Origin of the sequence: Paraburkholderia sp. J76 (assembly GCF_905220295.1) — a bacterium.
Taxonomy (GTDB): domain Bacteria; phylum Pseudomonadota; class Gammaproteobacteria; order Burkholderiales; family Burkholderiaceae; genus Paraburkholderia.
Genome location: NZ_CAJMZJ010000002.1, coordinates 73209 through 90321, shown reverse-complemented (window position 1 = coordinate 90321; position 17113 = coordinate 73209). Strand labels below are relative to the sequence as shown.

The following is a 17113-nucleotide window of genomic DNA, read 5'->3' as shown; positions in this document are numbered from 1 at the left end:
GAAGAGCCTAATAATGTCAGCAAGCAGCATCACGCCTTATCCGCGCCGGGGCGCCGGTCTTTCGCGCATGGCCCGCGCCGCGCGGCTCGCCGCCTGCGCCGCCGCGCTTGGGGGCGCTTCTCACGCGGCGCTCGCGCAGGCCTCGAACCTCTTTCTCGAAGACTATTTCCATGGCGTGCCTTACGCGGTGAGCAGCGCCTACACGCCGGGCATCTACCTCTATGGCGTGGTGGATCAGGCGGTCGGCTTCACCAAGGGCGCGCAAACGTCGTGGGTCCAGCAAAGCGGGGGCGAATGGACCTCGAAGTTCGGCCTCTACGGCGTGGAGGACCTGGGCGGCGGCTATCGGGCGCGCTTTGCCCTCGAAAGCGGCTTCAATGCTGCGAACGGCCAGCTCGGCAGCACGAACACGCTGTTCAATCGCGAAGCATGGGTCGCCCTCGGCTCGGCGAAGACCGGCGAACTCAAGCTCGGCCAGCAGGACGACGTGGGCGTGCCGCTCTTCATCGACGTGTTCGGCCAGGTGGGCACCGTCTCGACGGTGGCCTTTCTCACGGCGTGGGTCTACGACCTCGGCCCCGGCGCGAGCTATCAGGCAAGCCGCCTTTCGAATGCGATCAGCTATTCCTCGCCCTGGTTCGGGCCGCTCAACGCGCAGGTCGCGCTCGCGCTGCACGATCCCAGCTCGAATTCGCCGACGATCACGACGAAGTCCGTCGCGCTCAACTACTTCGACGGCCATCTGTTCGGCGCACTGAGCTATATCGGCAACTATGGCCTGAACGCGCTCACGACATCGCAATACGTGCGCACCGATAACTTCGCCGCGGGCGTGCTCTACGACGGCGGGAACTACGTGGCCTCGGCGGGCTACAGCTTCCTCGCGCCGCGTCTCGCGGGCGACCGCGTGGCCTCTCTCTACACGCTCGGCGGCCTCTATCGCTATCAGCAGCGCAACGACTTCCGCGCGGAACTGGCGTATCGCACCGTTGCCGGGGTCAGTTCGCATTCGTACGGCATTACGCTCGGCTACGACTACAACCTCTCGAAACGCACGGCGCTTTATGTGCGCGGCGCACTCATCCGCAACACGGGCGAGACGCCGACGTACGGCCGCTATCCGTCGCAGCAGCCTACCGTCGACAACATCAGCAACGGCTATACGGGCGCGGACGGCGCCACGCAGATGTATCAGTCGCCGCACGTCGTGCTCGTCGGCATGTACCACAAGTTCTAAGGGCCGCAGGCCTCATATATAGAGGAGAAAAGACATGAAGAAGCGAATTTATCCGCGCTACGCGGCCGCCGTATGTTTCGCCGCGGTGAGCATGAGTAGTTGGGCCCAGGGCGGCGGCGAGGCGAGCGCGGCGCAAGTCGAGCCCGCCACGCACGCCATGGCCGCTTCTGCGCCAGCGGACCGCACGCTCGCCGCGAATGTGCGCAGCGCGTTGCGCGCCGCTCGCAAGCAAGGGCTCAAATCGACGTTCATCCGCGTGCGCGCCCACAACGGCGCGATCACGCTCTCGGGCGTGGTGGCGAGCGAAAACCAGATCGCGCTCGCCACCACGGTCGCGCAAGGCGTGAGCGGCGTGCAGTCGGTGACTAGCAAGATCGAAGTGCGGTCGAACGCCGGGATCAAGGGCAGTCAGTAAGCACTACCAGGCTATACAGGAACGGCACGCGGCGTTCGTTTCGCGCCGCGACGTCGTGCCATCGCATCGCCTCATCATCGGAACAAGGCTTCATCATGAAACTCGCACAGCAACGCCCTGCGCTTGCCGCGCATGCGGGCCCCGCCGCTCCCGCGAACCCGACCGCGCGCACCAGCCGCACGATGGTACTCGCCGCCGCGCTCGGCAACGGGCTCGAGTTCTTCGACTTTACCGTCTACAGCTTTTTTTCCGCGATCATCGGGCGGCTGTTTTTTCCGGCGCATGACGCGTTCACCTCGCTCATGATGTCGCTCGCCACGTTCGGCGTGGGCTTCGTCGTGCGGCCGCTCGGCGGCGTGGTCATCGGCGCGTATGCGGATCGCGCGGGGCGCAAGCCCGCGCTCATCCTCACGGTGCTGATGATGGCGCTGGGCACCGGGCTTATCGGCCTTGCGCCCACCTACGCGCAGATCGGCCTCGCGGCGCCCGCGCTGATCGTGCTGGGCCGCTTGCTGCAGGGATTCTCGGCAGGCGGCGAAGTGGGCGCGGCCACGACGCTGTTGATGGAAGCCGGCCGCGAAGGCCGGCGCGGCGCGCTGGTGAGCTGGCAGATGGCAAGCCAGGGCGGCGCGGCGCTGGCAGGCGCGGCAATCGCGGTGTTGCTATCGAAAACGCTTGCGCACGAACAGCTCGAAAGCTGGGGCTGGCGCGTGCCGTTTCTCGTCGGGCTCGCGATCGGGCCGCTTGGCTTCTTTCTGCGCTCGCGGCTCGAAGATACGCTGCCGCAAGCGCACGACCCGGCCTCGACGCCACCACAAGCCGCTTCAGACATACGCAAAAAGCTGCCGCTGCGCCAGATCGTGGCGGGCACAATGCTCGTGATCGGCGGCACGGCGACGATGTACACCATCGTGTTTTTCCTGCCCGCGTTTCTCTCGCTAACGCTCGGCATGCCACAGGCAACCGCCGCGGCGAGCGGCGTGGCGGCGGGCGTCGTGCTGCTGGCGGGCTCGCCTTTCGCGGGGCGGCTCGCGGACCGCGTGAGCAACCGCAAACGGCTGCTCCTGGGTGCGGGCGCGATTTCGCTCGCCCTCGTGTTCCCAGCTTTTCGCGCCATCGCCGTGTGGCCGACGACTATTACCGTGCTCGTGGTAGTCGTCGTATTGATCGGGCTGATGACGCTCACGAGTCCAACAGGATTCCTGATGATTCTCGAAGCGCTGCGCCCCGAAGTGCGCGCGACTTCGCTCGGCATTATCTACGCAGTGGGCGTGACGCTCTTTGGCGGCTTCGCGCAGCTCGTGGTGGGTTTCCTGTGGCGTGTCACGGGCAGTTTCTATGCGCCGGCGTGGTATGTCGCTGCGTGCGGGATCGTGAGCCTCGCGGGCGTTGCGTTATTTCGCGAGAAGGGTTGATTGCTTCGGCCCGAAGATTAGCGCAGTGCGCGCCGACGAAATCGCGTTCGGCACGCCCGCACAAGGCGGCTGAAGTTACCGCGCATCCTGCCGCGAATCCGCCTTCCCGGCGACTTTCGCGGCATCGCCGCCGTGCGCGGCCTGTGTCTGGATTGCGCGCACAGCGTGGAAAACCGGCAAACGCCAACCGAAATACAGCGAGGCCAGCCGCAACGCGACGCAGGAAATCACCGCCACCCAGGGCGTCCAGAACGTCGACCAGCCAAGGTACGTGAGCCCCACCTGCACCGCCGCGCCGAGCAGCGCCGCCGAAGCGTAAATCTCGCGATCGAGAATGGCGGGCACGCGCGAGAGCAGCACGTCGCGCATCACGCCGCCGCCCACCGCGCTCACGATGCCGAGGATGATGGCCGGCTCCGCGCTCTGGCTGTAAGCAAGCGCCTTCTGCGCGCCCGCCACGGCAAAGAGCCCGAGACCGATCGCATCGAACAGGAGCACCGGATGACGCAACCGCCGCACCTGCGGATACGCGGCGATGGTGAGCCCCGTAGCCAGCAACGTCACCGCGAGATAAGCCCAGTTTGCGAGCCCCGCCGGCGGCACCGCGCCAATGCACAGGTCGCGGATGATGCCGCCGCCGCACGCCACCATGAAACTCACCACGACGATGCCAAACAGATCGAGCCGCCGCTGCCGCGCGGCCACGGCGCCCGAGATGGCAAACGCGAACGTACCGATCAGGTCCAGCGCCGTATAAGCCGTGTGGGCGTTCAGATGCGCGCCCACGTGCACGCCGAGTGCCACGCTCACGCCGCCTCGCTTTCGCGGCCGAGCCACGCGGCGGCTGCACACAGCATCGCTTCGAGGCCGGTGCGCAAGGTGGGATCGAGCACGGGCGCGAACTTTGGCGAGTGGTTGCTCGGAATCTCGTTGAGCTTCTTCGCGGCGAGGGCGCGCGCGTAGACCTCGGGCTCGGTGCCGCCCACGAACCAGAACGCGTACGGCACGCCCCATTCGCGGCCGAACACGCTGAAATCCTCGCTGGCCGCGGCCGGCGGCGTTTCGTATGCACGTTCGCCGAACCATGCTTCGAAGGCTTTGCGCAGGCGCGCCGTCGTGGCGTCGTCGTTTACCGTGAGCGGGTAGCTCGACAGCGTCGTGAACTCGGGCTCGCGTGGCGCATTCGAGGCCGTGCATTCGGCGCAGCAGATGCGGCGGATCGCGCCCAGCATGTACTCGCGCACATCGTCGTCGAAGGTGCGCATGTTGAGCTTGAGCGTGGCGTCGTCGGGAATGATGTTTTCCTTCGTGCCGGCTTGCAGCGAACCTACCGTGAGCACGGCGGTCTCGCGCGGCGAGATTTCGCGCGAGACGATCGTCTGCAGCCGCAGCGTGGTGGAAGCCGCCATGATCACCGGATCGACGGAGGTTTGCGGCTGCGAGCCATGCGAGCCGCGGCCGAACAGTTTCACCTTGAGGCTGTCGCCCGCCGAGAGGATGGTGCCGCTGCGATAGCCCACCGTGCCCGCCGGGCCCACCATCACGTGCTGGCCGAGGATCACGTCGGGCTTCGGAAAGCGCTCGATCATGCCGTCGTCCATCATGCTGCGCGCGCCGCGCCCCACTTCCTCGCCGGGCTGGAACACGGCGAGCAGCGTGCCGCTCCAGGCTTCCCGATGCGCCGCCATCAACTGCGCCACGCCCAGGAGCCATGTCACGTGCAGGTCGTGCCCGCATGAGTGCGCCACGCCCACTTGCACGCCCTCTTCGTCCTTTGCGGTCACGGTGCTCGCATACGGCAGGCCGGTGGCTTCGGCCATGGGCAGCGCGTCCATGTCGGCGCGCAGCATCACGACCGGCCCCTCGCCGTTGCGCAACACGGCCACGACGCCCGTCACGCCCACTTCCGGGGTCACTTCATAGCCGAGCTTTTCCAGGCGCTGCGCCACGAGCGCCGCCGTGCGGAACTCCTGCATCGAGAGTTCGGGGTGCTGATGCAGGTCTTTGTAGAGCGCTTCGAGTTCGGGTAGCAGCGCGCCGATGGCGGGCGCCACGGTTTCGACCAGATTCGGCATGGGCGACTCCTTCATGCTGGATTCAATAACTGCGTGAACAACTGCGTCAATGCGATGGGCAATGTGCGGCGCGCCGCGAACTCAAACGCCTTCGATCAGGCTCTGTGCGAGCTTGGCGAGCAACTGGTCGAGCGTCTTGCGCTCGTCGTCGGTGAGCACGGCGGCGAATTCGGATTCGAGCTTCGAGCCCGCTTTTTCCGAGGCGTTCGCCACTTTCGCGCCCTCGGGCGTGACGCGCAGCACAACGCTGCGCCGGTCCTGGGCGTGCGTGCCGCGGCCAATCAGTCCGCGCGATTCGAGTTCGCCGAGCGTTTTGGACAGCAGCGTTTTTTCGATGAGCGCGCGCTGCGAGACACCCTTGGGCGTGATGCCCGGTTCGGCGCGGATGATGCGCAGCACGCGCATGGCACGCACGTCGAGATCCCAGCGCTGGCGGTAGACCGCGTTGGCGCGGTCCATCAGCAGCGCGCTCGTTTGATCGAGCCTGAAAGTGAGGAAATCCGAATACAAATGCGTACTCCCATCCATGCGCTAACTGGACGCCAGTATAGTCAAATAGTTGAAAATTTCAACTATCCAGATCAGGAAAACGCGATTTTAGGTGGGTGTAGATGCGACAACGCGGCGGCCCTCCTTTCAGAGGACTGCCGCCGCGCAGGGGAAAAGCGATCGGCGGGGACAGATGCCCCGCCGAATCCAGCTTCGTGGGACTGGCTTAGAACGCGTGGCGCATGCCAACGGTCACGGCGACCTGCGTATCGGTCGACGAAGGCGAAAGCGTGTTGATCATCGCGTGCGAGAGCACGGAACCTTCCGGCGCGCCGTGCACGTTCTGGTACACGCCTTCCAGATAGAAGTCGGTGCGCTTGCTGATGGCGTAATCCGTTTGCAGCATTGCCGTATTCCAGCCCGGGTTCGTGCCATTGTATGCGCCGTGCGTGTACGTGTACGCGCCCGAAACGCTCCATGCGGGCGTAAGCGCGTATTTCACGTTCGCTTCGAAGTTGTCGAGGCGCAGCGAACCGGCGAGCGAACCGGCGGAGTCGTCGTTCGAGCCGAGATAGGTGCCCGTGCCGAACGAGTACACGCCTGCGGCGTTGTCGATCTGCGAATGACTCCAGACCAGACCCACCGTGGCCGGGCCATACGTATAGTTGCCGCCGAGCGACCAGACGCGCTGACGTTCCGCCAGGAAGTTCGCGCTCGTGTCGGGGGTCGTGACCGCGCCGCTGCCGTTGCCCGCGTTGTTGAACTGCAGGTAGCCGGCTGCGAGATTCAGCGGACCCTGGGCATACGAAACGGCGAAACCGTACGAGCGGTTGTTCGCGAAGTCGCCAGCCTTGTTGCTGAACGAATACATCGTCTCGAACGTCACGCCGTACCACGTCGGGCTCGCGTACTTAGCGGAGTTGTTGATGACGACCGAGTTCGCGGCGAGGTTGTCGTTCTCGAACGGATGGGCCGCGAGGCTGCCGCCCCACGTGTTGAATTCCGCGGTGAGCGGGCCCACGAGGTCGTTCATCACGTCGAACTGGCGGCCAAACGTGAGCGTGCCGTACGGATCGCTTTGCAGCCCGACCCACGCTTGCGAACCGAAGCCGAGCCCCGAGAACGCCTGAGCGCCGTTATTGAGCAGGAAGCCTTGTTCGAGCTTGAAGATCGCATGCAGACCGCCGCCCAGGTCTTCCGAACCCTTGAGGCCGAATACCGTGTTCTGCGTGGAGCTGCTGTTCAATTGCCAGTTGCTGTGGCCGAACTGATTGTTCGTGTAGACGAGACCGGTATCGATCAGGCCGTAAAGAGTCACGCTGCTTTGCGCGTGGGCCGAAATAGCAAAGGCGCTCAGGAGGGCCGCGGCGAGTAGCGATTTTTTCATGTTTTCAAGCTCCGGATTGGGCGGTGGATTAATGCATCGAATTCAGGCGGCCGGCACCATCGGCGTGCAAACTCATATGCGTGCATTCCATTTCGGTGCAGATTAAAAAGCAAAGTTATCCGCTCATGATTATTGCGAACTACGCAATTCATCAATGTCGATAATGCAATGACGAAATGGAAATCGAGCGGCGAGTACGGCGCGAATCGAACACCCGCATCATAGGGTGTCGAAAATAAAAATGGTGTCGAAATTCGACTGACGTGGCGTCGATGGCACAACCGCGCCCGGCAAGGCTCGACGCGCGTGGCGGAATGTGCGGGGCGTGTAAATTGCCCGATAAATTACACAATGCTTTCGAGGTAGCGCTTTAAAGCCAGTGAGAAAAGGCCGATTATCCACATTGAAATTACCGCGGAAATCGGCCCCTGGCGCTTGTTGTCCTCGTATTAGCGCGCACTCGTTTTTTATTCGCTCAAGCAGCCGGCGCCACCGACGCCCCCGCTATTGCGTGGCGCTTCAACGCCTCTGCAACGAATCCCGATGCCTTCATTGTTTCAACGAATGCAGCGAGCACTTCGGCAGCCTGTGGCCCGCGGCGCTTCGCAACGCCCATGGCCTGACGAATCACCATGAAGCGTTCGCCCAGCAGGCGAAGGCCACCCGCTTTCGCGGCATCGGCTTCGAGTTGCTGCTTCACGCCCGCCGCCACTTCGAGCCCTTGCTCAAGAAAAGTTTGCACGACGGCCGGCGAAGTGGGTGCGCGCACGATCTGGGCTTGCTTCAATTCGCGCGTGAGAAAAAGATCGTACGCACTGCCCTTGCCCACTGCCACACGGTTATGCGGCTGATCGACTTCGGCATTGGCGCGCACCGGCGAGTCGCTGCGAACCATATAAAAGCCTTCGATCAACACGTAAGGAGCCGTGAACGCGATCGTCTCTCCCCGCTTTGGATCGACGGCAAAGAAACCGAAATCCGCGCGTTCGTCGCTTACGGCTTCGACCGACTTGCCCGCCGCGTCGAACACGACGAGTTCGAGCGGCACGCCCAGATGTTGCGCGAACGCGCGCGCGAGATCGACGGAGACGCCGAATGGTTCGCCCGAGGCCGCATCGCGATTGGCGAGTATCGGATTGCCGAGATTGATGGAGGCGCGCAACGTGCCCGTGGGCGCAAATGCTTTGACAACAGCGGGATCGATGTTCATGGGAATCGCGGTATGAGAATCACGGTCCTTCGAGGATATCACCCCGCGCTCGCGCCTCAACCGGTATCGCCGCCGGCAACCAGCAACACCGAGCCGGTGATATAGCTCGCTTCGTCGGACGCGAGAAACAGGATCGGCGCGATCTGTTCGTCGAGTGTGCCGTAGCGCTTGAAGAACGTGGATTCGGTGACCTGCTGCACCGCCTCGCGCATCCACGCCTTTTCCTGGTCGCTGTCGCCCGCGGCATTGCGCGGAATGCGGCGCGGCGGCGCTTCGGTGCCGCCCGGCGCCGTGGCGACCACGCGAATATGGTGCTCCGCGTATTCCATCGCCAGCGCTTGCGTAATCGCATTCACGCCGCCCTTTGCGGCCGAATACGGCACCCGGCGAATTCCGCGCGTGGCGTTCGACGAAACATTGACGATGGTGCCGCGCCCGCGCTCGAGCATATGCGGCAGAACAGCGTGGCACGTGTAGAGCGTGGGCATGAGCGAGCGGCGGATTTCAGCATCGATCTGCGCCGGCTCGAATTCTGCGAATGGACGCATGCGAATGGCGCCGCCCACGCCGTTGATGAGAATGTCGATGCCGCCAAACCGCTGCGCGGCGAAATCCATCGCGGCTTTCGCGCCCTCATATGTTTCGAGGTCGGCGACGAATCCCGCCGTTTGCGCGCCCTGCGCCTCGCCCGCGACTTCGGAAACAAAATCCGCACGATCGACGAACACGACCTTGCCGCCTTCGGCCGCCGCACGCAGCGCCACGCCGCGGCCAATTCCCTGCGCCGCGCCGGTAACGACGACGACTTTGCCTGCGAATCGTTGCATGATCATGCCGCCTTTTGAACGACGTTAGGGGTGAACTTCTCGTAGTGGAAGCTGTTGGGCTTCACGCCTTCGTCGTCGAAATACTTGCGCACGGCGTCCACCATCGGCGGCGGCCCGCACAGATATACGTCGACGTCGCCCTCGTTCAAGGCTTCGGCGGGAATATGCTGCGTGACCCAGCCCTTGCGCGGATGATTCGAATCCGCATCGGCGATGACGGTGGCAAAGCTGAGGTTCGGCAGCTTCGCCGAGTACGCTTCGATGGCTTCGACCAGCACCAGATCGAGGTCGCGCGTCACGCCATAAATTAGGTGCACCTTCTGCTGCGCACTGGTGCGCGCGAGCACTTCCAGCATCGAAAGAAACGGCGCGAGACCCGTGCCGCCCGCGAGGAAAAGCAGAGGCCGCTGGACGTCGCGCAAATAGAAGCTGCCGAGCGGTCCCGTCAATTCGAGCTTCGTGCCGGGTTGCGCGGCTTCGAGCCAGGTGCTCATCACGCCGCCCGGAATCTTCTTGATGAGAAAGCTGATTTTCGATTCGCCCGGCGCGCAAGAGAAGGAGTACGAACGATGCTGGCCACTGTCCGGCACGTCGATATTGACATACTGGCCTGGCAGAAACACGGGGCCCGCTGCATCCACGTCGAGTTCGAGCACGACTGCGGCATCATTGTGCTGCTGAACCTTCGTGACCGTGGCCGAGAATTTACTATGCCCTGTCTTGCACACCGAGGAGGACGCGGGAATGGCAATCACGCAATCGCTTTCCGGCACCATCTGGCAGGTGAGCACGAGACCGCTGTCCTTTTCATCTTCGGTCAGCGCGTCTTCGATATAGTCTTCGCCGAGGTCGTAGCTGCCGCTTTCCGCGCGGCACTTGCAGGTGCCGCATACGCCGTCCGAGCAATCCATCGGCAGGTTGATGCGTGCGCGAAAGGCCGCATCGAGGACCTTCTCGCCCGCCTTGCAGTCGATGAACCGGGTTACGCCGTCTTCGAAATTCAGTGCAATCTTGTAGCTGGACATGGTGTCTCCTTCTTTCCCATGTTGAAACTGAGGCTATACGTCAAACGCGATTTCACACGTGATAAACGTCGAGCACCTGCCGGATGTAGTCGTTTTTCAGCACGATCTTTTTTCTTGCAATCAAATAATCGTCGCCGGTCTTGCGCAAGGTAACGAACATCGTGCCGAAGAAGCTGTCTGTGGTTTTATAGCGGTGGCTGAGCGTGTGGAAGTTGTAGCGCACCTCCACTTCATCGCCGCGATCCGCCAGCACTTCCACGTTCGTCACGTTGTGGCTCGTGCGCGGCTCCGGCATCGAAGCGCCGCTGCGCTCGGTCTTGATGCGAAACACGCGGTCTTCCAGGCCGCCGCGATCCGGGTAGTACATCAGCGATATCTGCGACTCGTGGTCGTCGGTGATCTGGTCGTCGTCGTCCCATGCGGGCATCCAGTACGTCACATCCTCTGCATAGCAGGCGAGCCATTCTTCCCACTGGCGGTCGTCGAGCAGACGCGCTTCGCGGTACAGCGCAGCGCAGATCTTCGGGTAATCGGTGCTCATGCCTGCGCTCCTGCCTGTTCGTGCTTAAGTTCCTGCTTCAGTTCCTGCTTGAGCGCGTCGCGCATGGCATTCACCCAGTACTCGTGCTGGACCACGAACAGGCCTTCGTCTTCGCTGCGCTCGCCGGAAATGATCGGCTCGAGGCCCATTTTCTTCGCGTTCTCGTCGGCGCCTTCGACCCACAGCGGCGCACCGCGCGAGAGATCGTTCCACAGGGCCGTGGTGCCCGCATAGCCGGCCTGGCATGCGCGGAACTCTTCGAGGTCGTCGGCGGTGCCCATGCCGGAAACGTTGAAGAAGTCCTCGTACTGGCGAATGCGCGTCGCGCGATCTTCGGCGCTCTCGCCCTTCGGCGCGAAGCAGAAGATGTTCACCTCGGTCTTGTCCACGCTGATCGGGCGAATCACGCGAATCTGCGTGCTGAACTGGTCCATCAGAAACACATTCGGGTAAAGGCACAGATTTCTCGTCTGATTGACGATGAAATCCGCCTGTACTTCGCCCACGCGCGCCGTGATTTCCTCGCGATGCTTGTAGACCGGCCGCACCTCCGGGTTCATCGTGTTGGTCCACAGCAGAATGTGGCCGTGGTCGAAACCGTAGACACCCGCGACCGACTTGCTCCAGCTATTGGCATCCACGGCCTGGGTGCCGTCTTCCTTGCGCCGGCCCATGGTCGCGGCGTAATTCCAGTGCACGGTGCTGACGTGATAGCCGTCGCAGCCGTTCTCCATCTGCATCTTCCAGTTGCCGTCGTAGATGTACGAGGAGTTGCCGCGCAGCACTTCCAGACCGTTCGCCGATTGATCGACGATCTGGTCGATGATGATTTTCGCTGCGCCAAGGTAGTCTTCGAGCGGCTGCACGTCGGGGTTGAGACTGCCGAACAGGAAGCCGCGATAGTTCTCGAAGCGCGCGACCTTCTTCAGGTCGTGCGAGCCCTGCTTGTTGAATTGCACCGGATATTCAGTGGTCTTTTCGTCCTTCACCTTCAGGAGCTTGCCGGTGTTGGAGAACGTCCAGCCATGGAACGGACACGTAAAGCTGCCCTTGTTGCCGTGCTTGCGCCGGCACAGCATCGCGCCTTTGTGCGCGCAGGCGTTGATCACCGCATTCAGCGCGCCGGTTTTATCGCGCGTGATCACTACCGGCTGGCGGCCCAGCCACGTGGTGTAGTAGTCGTTGTTTTCGGGAATCTGGCTTTCGTGCGCAAGGTACACCCAGTTCTTCTCGAAGATGTATTTCATCTCCAGTTCGAACAGGTCGGCATTGGTGAAAATGTCCCGGCGGCAACGGAAGACGCCATTTTGCTTGTCGTCCTGCACGGCGGTGGACAGCAGGTGATCCAGATCACCGGCTTTGTCGATGATGGCTGACATGTTAGCTCTCCTATGCATACTCCACACGCGGTACGGAGTTCCTGCATCGGTGTCGAATGATGATCGCGGGAAACGGGCGGCGGCTGTGTCTACGCGCCGCCGCCACGCAGGACGGTTACGCCGTGGCTTCGGCGCGCACGCGGTGAACGAGCTGGTTGTCCTTACCCTGGACCAGCGGCGTAAGCCTGAAGTTGAATTCGATGTCCTTGTACGTGTCGGCCTTCAGGCCGAGCGCCGCGCCGCCGGTCTTTTCCGCCACGTGCGGAATCAGTTCTTCACGGGTCGCGTAGGCGAAGTCGTCCCAAATGAGCGGGTCGCCCTCGATATTGAATTGCGTGGTGAGCTTGCGGCTGCTATCCGACGAGACGAAGAAGTGCACATGCGCCGGGCGGTTGCCGTGGCGGCCCAGGCCGTCGAGCAGTTGCTGGGTCGCGCCCTGCGGCGGGCAACCATAGCCCACGGGCATGAGCGTGCGGAATTCGTACTTGCCGTCCGCGCCGGTCTTGACCGCCCCGCGCAGGTTGAAGTCGTCCTGTGCGCCCGTCGGGTCGAAGTGCGAGTAAAAGCCCTTCGAATTGGCATGCCAGCATTCGACCAGCGCGCCCGCGAGCGGCTTGCCTTCGAGGTCGGTGACCGTGCCGTGAATGACGAGCGGACCTGCGTCGGCGTCCGCGTTGAGGTCGATTCGCGAAACGCTCTCGCGCATCGGCGCGCCCGCCACGTACAGCGGCCCTTCGATGGTGCGCGGCGTGCCGCCTTCGAGGCCCACCGCCTTGTCGGCGGCGTCCATTCGGATGTCGAGGTACTTCTCGAGACCGAGACCGGCGGCCAGCAGCGCCGCTTCGCCGTCCTGGCCGAGCTTGTTCAGATAGTTCACGCCGGCCCATACCTCATCGGGCGTGATGTCGAGATCGTCGATGGCCTTGAACAGGTCGCCCAGCAGTCGATGGACGATCTGCTGGAAACGGGCGTTGCCGCTGCCGCCATTGAGATTTGTCGCGGCCTTCAGCAGGTCCTGCACTTCCGTGGTGTCGAATACTTTTGCGCTCATGATATTTGTCTCCTGGTGCTTGCTGGTATTGAGGGGGAATCAGCTCAAGCGTCGTTGTCCCTGACCGAGGACGGATGGCGACACAACGGCGTCACCGTTATCTTCATGTACGGGAAAAGCGGCAACGCGGTGAGGATGTCGTGCAGCTCTGCGTTGCTCTCTACGTCGAAGATGCTGTAGTTCGCGTACTCGCCCACCAGTCGCCAGATATGGCGCCACTTGCCGCCGCGTTGCAGTTCCTGCGAATACGCCTTTTCTCGCGCCTTGATTTCATTGGCGACTTCAGCGGGCATATCGGCCGGGATGTTCACATCCATTCGTACGTGGAAGAGCATCGTCAAATTCCATTTATCAGGTGTACAGATTACTTCGTCGCTTTCATCAGGCCGTCGCGCGTGAAGCGCTTGACTTTCGCTTCGTCCAGTTCAATGCCGAGACCTGGGCCGTCCGGCACCGTCAGATCGAAGTCGCTGTAGTCCAGCGGGCTGGCGAGAATCTCTTCGGTGATCAGCAAGGGGCCAAACAGTTCGGTGCCCCACTGCAGGCTGGCGAAGCTTGCGAAGAGATGCGCCGATGCCACCGTGCTGATCGCGCCTTCGAGCATCGTGCCGCCATACAGTTCGATACCCGCGGCATCGGCAATCGTCGCCACGCGCTGCGCCGCGAAGAGTCCGCCGCTTTGTTCGATCTTGATGGCGAACACATCGGCGCCCTCGTTTTTCGCAATCTCGAACGCGCTTTCCGGGCCTTGCAGGATTTCGTCGGCCATCAACGCCACCGGGAAACGGCGCATGAGGCGCGCAAGCGCGGCGGCCGAAGCGACCGGCTGCTCCACCAGTTCGCAGCCTGCGTCCGCCAGCGCCGGAATTGCCCAGGCTGCCTGCGTTTCGCTCCAGGCCATGTTGACGTCCACGCGCACGGCGGCGCGATCGCCCAGGGCCTTCTTGATGTCGGCCACGTGCTTGATGTCGGTCTTGAGATCTTTCGCGCCGATCTTCAGCTTGAAGATCTTGTGGCGGCGCGCTTCGAGCATGGCTTCGGCTTCGGCGATGTCTTTGGCGGTATCCCCCGAAGCCAGCGTCCATGCCACCGGCAGACGCTCGCGGCGGCGCCCGCCCAGCAACTCGCTCACCGGCACGCCCAGGCGCTTGCCGTGCGCGTCGAGCAGCGCGGTTTCCAGCGCGCATTTGGCGAAGTGATTGACCTTCACGAGCTTGCCCAGATGCGCCATGAGCGCCTGGATTCGCGTGGCGTCCTGGCCGATCATCGCCGGGGCGAAGTAGGCGTCGATCGCCAGCTTCATCGCTTCCGGGCTTTCGGGACCGTAAGCCATGCCGGCAATCGTCGTACCTTCGCCGATGCCGGTCACGCCATCGCTGCAGTAGACCTTTACCAGCATCAGGGTTTGCCCGTACATCGTGGCAACGGAAAGCTTGTGAGGGCGAATCGTCGGCAGATCGACGAGGCGGGTTTCGATACGTTCGATCGTCGCGGAAGTCATGTCGGATGCGGCGTTAAGTGAAGAAGGCATGGTGAATTTATACACGCCGCACACCCGCCGGATCCAATACTATTTGCGTCCAATTCCATACCTTTATAATATCGAAGCGCCAGAATATCCCTGATATCAAGCGATATTGCAGCGCATCATATTCTCCGAGTATGGAGAAAACGAATGCTTCTTCTGGAAACAAGGCCATGGATCTGCGCCAGCTTCGCTACTTCGTTGCCGTTGTTCGCGAGCGCAATTTCACCCGCGCGGCGGAACAGCTTTGCATCGCTCAGCCGCCGTTGAGCCGGCAGATTCAATTGCTCGAACAGGAGATCGGCGTGCCCCTTCTGATTCGCAATACGCGGCCGGTGCGCACGACCGATGCGGGGCGCCTCGTCTACGAACAGGCCATGCAGATTCTTGGGCGCGTCGAGCAATTGCAGGCGAGCGCCAAACACGTGGGACTGCATCACCGCACGGTGTTGTCGATCGGCTTCGTCGCCTCCGTCCTTTATTCAGGACTGCCACCGTTAATGCGCAAGCTGCGGCAGAACGCGCCGGAACTCGACATCCAGATGGTCGAACTCATGTCGGTGCAGCAGATCGAGGCGTTGAAGGAGGGCCGCATCGATGTCGGCTTCGGACGCGTGCGCCACAGCGACCCCAACGTGGCCGGCATCGTGCTGCGCGAAGAACCGCTGGCCGTGGTAGTGCCGATCGGCAGCGAAATGGCACAGGAATCGACGCCGATTCCCATCGAACAACTGGCCGGGCAACGACTGATTGTTTATCCGAGGGAGCCGCGCCCCAGTTTCGCCGATCAGGTATTGAACATGTTGCACGGCGACGGCGTGCAACCCGGCGAAGTGCTGGAAGTGCGGGAAATCCAGACGGCGCTCGGTCTGGTCGCGGCCGAGTTCGGGGTATGCGTGATCCCCGCTTCAGCGCGGCAATTGCGCCAGGACGTGCATTACCGTCTGATAGACAGCGATCACGCGACTTCGCCGATCATCCTGAATCACCGCGTGAACGACAATTCGGTGTACGTCGATCTCGTGAAGCAACTGGTCAAAGAGATGTACGCCGAGCCACAAGCGTGGCTCCCGGCGAAGAAGCAAAAGGCGTGAAGCGGGCGCCACGCCTCCATTTCTTCATGCTTCAATACGCGCAGCGCGCGAAAAAGGAGTTCACGTTCCGGCGGAAAATCGCGCGGCTTGCCGCCCGTATGTGCTGAGGCACACCGTCACTGCGCCGCAAGTCGCTCCGCGGAGAAACGCACGCCGTCGAAAAGTCGCTCGGCCACGCGCTCGGGAAATCCTTCCGGCAGCGCGGCCGCAACCTCTTCTATCGCACCGGGCGTACGCGCAAGCACGCGCTCGATCAACGGCCCTGCATCGGGCCCGTAGTGGCACAACCGCGCGGTGGCGTCGAAATGCGTGCGCTTCACATCGCGCATGCGGTAGTGACGCGCCTTGCCCCACACCGCCATGGCGAGCGATGCCTTGTGCCACGACCATTGATTGCCGCCGTCGCCCTCCACGGGCCAGATCGACATGACGTCATAGAGCGGCGCGAGCTGAAAGCGCCCCGCTGGCAGCAGGCGGATGCTGAAATTCTTCGCGTGGCCGTCGGGTGCCGCGAGCATCCAGAAAACGATTTGCGCGGCGAGAAACGTTTCGATATCCTCGCGCGCCTGCTGTGACTGGCGCAAGAGACCCGCAATCTCGCGCACGCCGGGGCCGCCATGCGCTTCGTACTTGCGATGCGGCGGGACGCCGAGCGCCTGGCAAAAGTCCTCCTGTGGCAGGCGCAGCAACCCGCCGGTGCGCGAACGGATACGGTCGAAGCGCTCTACGCAGAGTACCTTCTGGGACCCAAACTGGATGATTTGCGCTTGTGAAGCGGGCAGTCCATAGGCCCTCAGCAGTGCCAGGCAAAGCCATTCGTTTTCGACCGAGGTATTGAAGTCAACCTTGCGATGGCCGATCAGCCCCAGCGGCAGCTTGAAAATATGGGTCGTGGGCGTGGCGCCGCGCGGCAGCAGCCATTTGCCGCGGTGGCGCAGAAGCGCGGTCTTTTCCTGCGCGCCCGCCAGCGAAATACGCAGGTCGTCGGGCTCCAGCGCTCCGCCGGGCAACGCACCGGCCGTTTCCAGCAGCAGGCGCTCGACGGCGGCATCGCTCAACGCGGTGCCTTCAATGCGGTCGATGCGGCCCGGCGTTTCGTCCTCGCCGAGCAATTGCACCGCGCCCACGCAATCGCGCCCGATAGCCTTGAGCAGGTCGAAGGCGTCGAGCGTATCCGTGCGAAACCGCGCGGCGATGCGGCGGCGGATGGGCTCGCTGTCGGGCAGGAGATTGTCGAAATAGTGCTGCACGCGCTCGCCGCGCAACGGCGCGTCGCCAATGCCGAACGGCAGCGAGAGCGAGAGCGGCCGGCCCAGCGCCGAGCGCTTCCAGGTATCGTCGTAACGCAGCTCGCTGTCGCCGGCGGAGGTCATGACCCACGTGCCCACGCGCTCGCCGTTGGCGCAGATCGACAACGCGCGCGAATGCGATTTGCGGCCCATG

At 63.0% G+C, this 17113-nt stretch carries 17 protein-coding genes; 4 read left to right on the top strand and 13 right to left on the bottom strand.

Annotated features, from left to right (window positions below; all coding sequences use genetic code 11):
* Positions 1 to 13 precede the first annotated feature (13 nt).
* The 3 genes from U5768_RS03890 (at position 14) to U5768_RS03880 (ending at position 3067) form a co-directional block, all read left to right on the top strand.
* Positions 14 to 1237 carry a porin gene (locus tag U5768_RS03890; RefSeq protein WP_322029076.1) on the top strand — a complete coding sequence of 408 codons (1224 nt, stop codon included), beginning with the start codon at positions 14 to 16 and terminating at the stop codon, positions 1235 to 1237.
* A 34-nt stretch (positions 1238 to 1271) separates the two neighbouring features.
* Positions 1272 to 1652, top strand: coding sequence for a BON domain-containing protein (locus U5768_RS03885; protein ID WP_322029075.1), 381 nt, complete (start codon positions 1272 to 1274; stop codon positions 1650 to 1652).
* Between the two features lie 95 nt (positions 1653 to 1747).
* Entirely contained in the window at positions 1748 to 3067 is a 1320-nt protein-coding gene (locus U5768_RS03880) for an MFS transporter (RefSeq protein WP_322029074.1), read from the top strand.
* Positions 3068 to 3142: 75 nt separating this feature from the next.
* On the opposite strand, the gene U5768_RS03875 is transcribed toward U5768_RS03880, so the two are convergent.
* The 12 genes from U5768_RS03875 to U5768_RS03820 form a co-directional block, all read right to left on the bottom strand.
* The gene (locus U5768_RS03875; RefSeq protein ID WP_322029565.1) at positions 3143 to 3841 is read right to left on the bottom strand and encodes a trimeric intracellular cation channel family protein; all 699 of its coding nucleotides are present in this window, start codon (positions 3839 to 3841) and stop codon (positions 3143 to 3145) included.
* 32 nt (positions 3842 to 3873) lie between these two features.
* Complete coding sequence (locus tag U5768_RS03870; protein ID WP_322029073.1) at positions 3874 to 5142, bottom strand: M20 family metallopeptidase; 1269 nt, start codon at positions 5140 to 5142, stop codon at positions 3874 to 3876.
* An 81-nt stretch (positions 5143 to 5223) separates the two neighbouring features.
* A complete protein-coding gene (locus U5768_RS03865; protein WP_322029072.1) occupies positions 5224 to 5670 on the bottom strand; it encodes a MarR family winged helix-turn-helix transcriptional regulator in 447 nt (148 codons plus the stop codon).
* A 187-nt stretch (positions 5671 to 5857) separates the two neighbouring features.
* The gene (locus U5768_RS03860) at positions 5858 to 7018 is read right to left on the bottom strand and encodes a porin (protein WP_322029071.1); all 1161 of its coding nucleotides are present in this window, start codon (positions 7016 to 7018) and stop codon (positions 5858 to 5860) included.
* Positions 7019 to 7493: 475 nt separating this feature from the next.
* Positions 7494 to 8228: an ABC transporter substrate-binding protein gene (locus U5768_RS03855; RefSeq protein WP_322029070.1), complete on the bottom strand. Its 735-nt coding sequence runs from the start codon at positions 8226 to 8228 to the stop codon at positions 7494 to 7496.
* Positions 8229 to 8284: 56 nt separating this feature from the next.
* Complete coding sequence (benD, locus tag U5768_RS03850; protein WP_322029069.1) at positions 8285 to 9061, bottom strand: benzoate diol dehydrogenase BenD; 777 nt, start codon at positions 9059 to 9061, stop codon at positions 8285 to 8287.
* Positions 9058 to 10080 (bottom strand): benzoate 1,2-dioxygenase electron transfer component BenC, encoded by a 1023-nt coding sequence (benC, locus tag U5768_RS03845; protein ID WP_322029068.1) that lies wholly within the window; start codon positions 10078 to 10080, stop codon positions 9058 to 9060. The genes benD and benC overlap by 4 nt, the downstream gene beginning before the upstream one ends.
* 52 nt (positions 10081 to 10132) lie before the next feature.
* Positions 10133 to 10621, bottom strand: coding sequence for a benzoate 1,2-dioxygenase small subunit (benB, locus tag U5768_RS03840; RefSeq protein WP_322029067.1), 489 nt, complete (start codon positions 10619 to 10621; stop codon positions 10133 to 10135).
* Entirely contained in the window at positions 10618 to 12000 is a 1383-nt protein-coding gene (locus tag U5768_RS03835; protein WP_322029066.1) for a Rieske 2Fe-2S domain-containing protein, read from the bottom strand. The genes benB and U5768_RS03835 overlap by 4 nt, the downstream gene beginning before the upstream one ends.
* Positions 12001 to 12115: 115 nt before the next feature.
* Complete coding sequence (gene catA, locus U5768_RS03830; RefSeq protein ID WP_322029065.1) at positions 12116 to 13051, bottom strand: catechol 1,2-dioxygenase; 936 nt, start codon at positions 13049 to 13051, stop codon at positions 12116 to 12118.
* A gap of 44 nt (positions 13052 to 13095) precedes the next feature.
* The gene (catC, locus tag U5768_RS03825; RefSeq protein WP_322029064.1) at positions 13096 to 13386 is read right to left on the bottom strand and encodes a muconolactone Delta-isomerase; all 291 of its coding nucleotides are present in this window, start codon (positions 13384 to 13386) and stop codon (positions 13096 to 13098) included.
* A 29-nt stretch (positions 13387 to 13415) separates the two neighbouring features.
* Positions 13416 to 14552 (bottom strand): muconate/chloromuconate family cycloisomerase, encoded by a 1137-nt coding sequence (locus U5768_RS03820; protein ID WP_322029063.1) that lies wholly within the window; start codon positions 14550 to 14552, stop codon positions 13416 to 13418.
* Between the two features lie 197 nt (positions 14553 to 14749).
* On the opposite strand from U5768_RS03820, the gene U5768_RS03815 reads away from it, so the two are divergent.
* Positions 14750 to 15670: a LysR family transcriptional regulator gene (locus U5768_RS03815; RefSeq protein WP_322029062.1), complete on the top strand. Its 921-nt coding sequence runs from the start codon at positions 14750 to 14752 to the stop codon at positions 15668 to 15670.
* 116 nt (positions 15671 to 15786) lie between these two features.
* Here the strand turns inward: U5768_RS03815 and U5768_RS03810 are convergent, their stop codons facing one another.
* The gene (locus U5768_RS03810) at positions 15787 to 17112 is read right to left on the bottom strand and encodes a type II toxin-antitoxin system HipA family toxin (protein WP_322029061.1); all 1326 of its coding nucleotides are present in this window, start codon (positions 17110 to 17112) and stop codon (positions 15787 to 15789) included.
* Position 17113 lies beyond the last annotated feature (1 nt).

Excerpts from the sequence above, each read along its gene's own strand:
- U5768_RS03855 (WP_322029070.1), bottom strand. The coding sequence starts at position 8,228 with ATGAACATCGATCCCGCTGTTGTCAAAGCATTTGCGCCCACGGGCACG.
- benD (WP_322029069.1), bottom strand. The coding sequence starts at position 9,061 with ATGATCATGCAACGATTCGCAGGCAAAGTCGTCGTCGTTACCGGCGCG.
- catC (WP_322029064.1), bottom strand. The coding sequence starts at position 13,386 with ATGCTCTTCCACGTACGAATGGATGTGAACATCCCGGCCGATATGCCC.
- U5768_RS03870 (WP_322029073.1), bottom strand. The coding sequence starts at position 5,142 with ATGCCGAATCTGGTCGAAACCGTGGCGCCCGCCATCGGCGCGCTGCTA.
- catA (WP_322029065.1), bottom strand. The coding sequence starts at position 13,051 with ATGAGCGCAAAAGTATTCGACACCACGGAAGTGCAGGACCTGCTGAAG.
- U5768_RS03865 (WP_322029072.1), bottom strand. The coding sequence starts at position 5,670 with ATGGATGGGAGTACGCATTTGTATTCGGATTTCCTCACTTTCAGGCTC.
- benC (WP_322029068.1), bottom strand. The coding sequence starts at position 10,080 with ATGTCCAGCTACAAGATTGCACTGAATTTCGAAGACGGCGTAACCCGG.
- U5768_RS03810 (WP_322029061.1), bottom strand. The coding sequence starts at position 17,112 with ATGGGCCGCAAATCGCATTCGCGCGCGTTGTCGATCTGCGCCAACGGC.
- U5768_RS03890 (WP_322029076.1), top strand. The coding sequence starts at position 14 with ATGTCAGCAAGCAGCATCACGCCTTATCCGCGCCGGGGCGCCGGTCTT.
- U5768_RS03860 (WP_322029071.1), bottom strand. The coding sequence starts at position 7,018 with ATGAAAAAATCGCTACTCGCCGCGGCCCTCCTGAGCGCCTTTGCTATT.
- benB (WP_322029067.1), bottom strand. The coding sequence starts at position 10,621 with ATGAGCACCGATTACCCGAAGATCTGCGCTGCGCTGTACCGCGAAGCG.
- U5768_RS03820 (WP_322029063.1), bottom strand. The coding sequence starts at position 14,552 with ATGACTTCCGCGACGATCGAACGTATCGAAACCCGCCTCGTCGATCTG.
- U5768_RS03880 (WP_322029074.1), top strand. The coding sequence starts at position 1,748 with ATGAAACTCGCACAGCAACGCCCTGCGCTTGCCGCGCATGCGGGCCCC.
- U5768_RS03835 (WP_322029066.1), bottom strand. The coding sequence starts at position 12,000 with ATGTCAGCCATCATCGACAAAGCCGGTGATCTGGATCACCTGCTGTCC.
- U5768_RS03885 (WP_322029075.1), top strand. The coding sequence starts at position 1,272 with ATGAAGAAGCGAATTTATCCGCGCTACGCGGCCGCCGTATGTTTCGCC.
- U5768_RS03815 (WP_322029062.1), top strand. The coding sequence starts at position 14,750 with ATGGATCTGCGCCAGCTTCGCTACTTCGTTGCCGTTGTTCGCGAGCGC.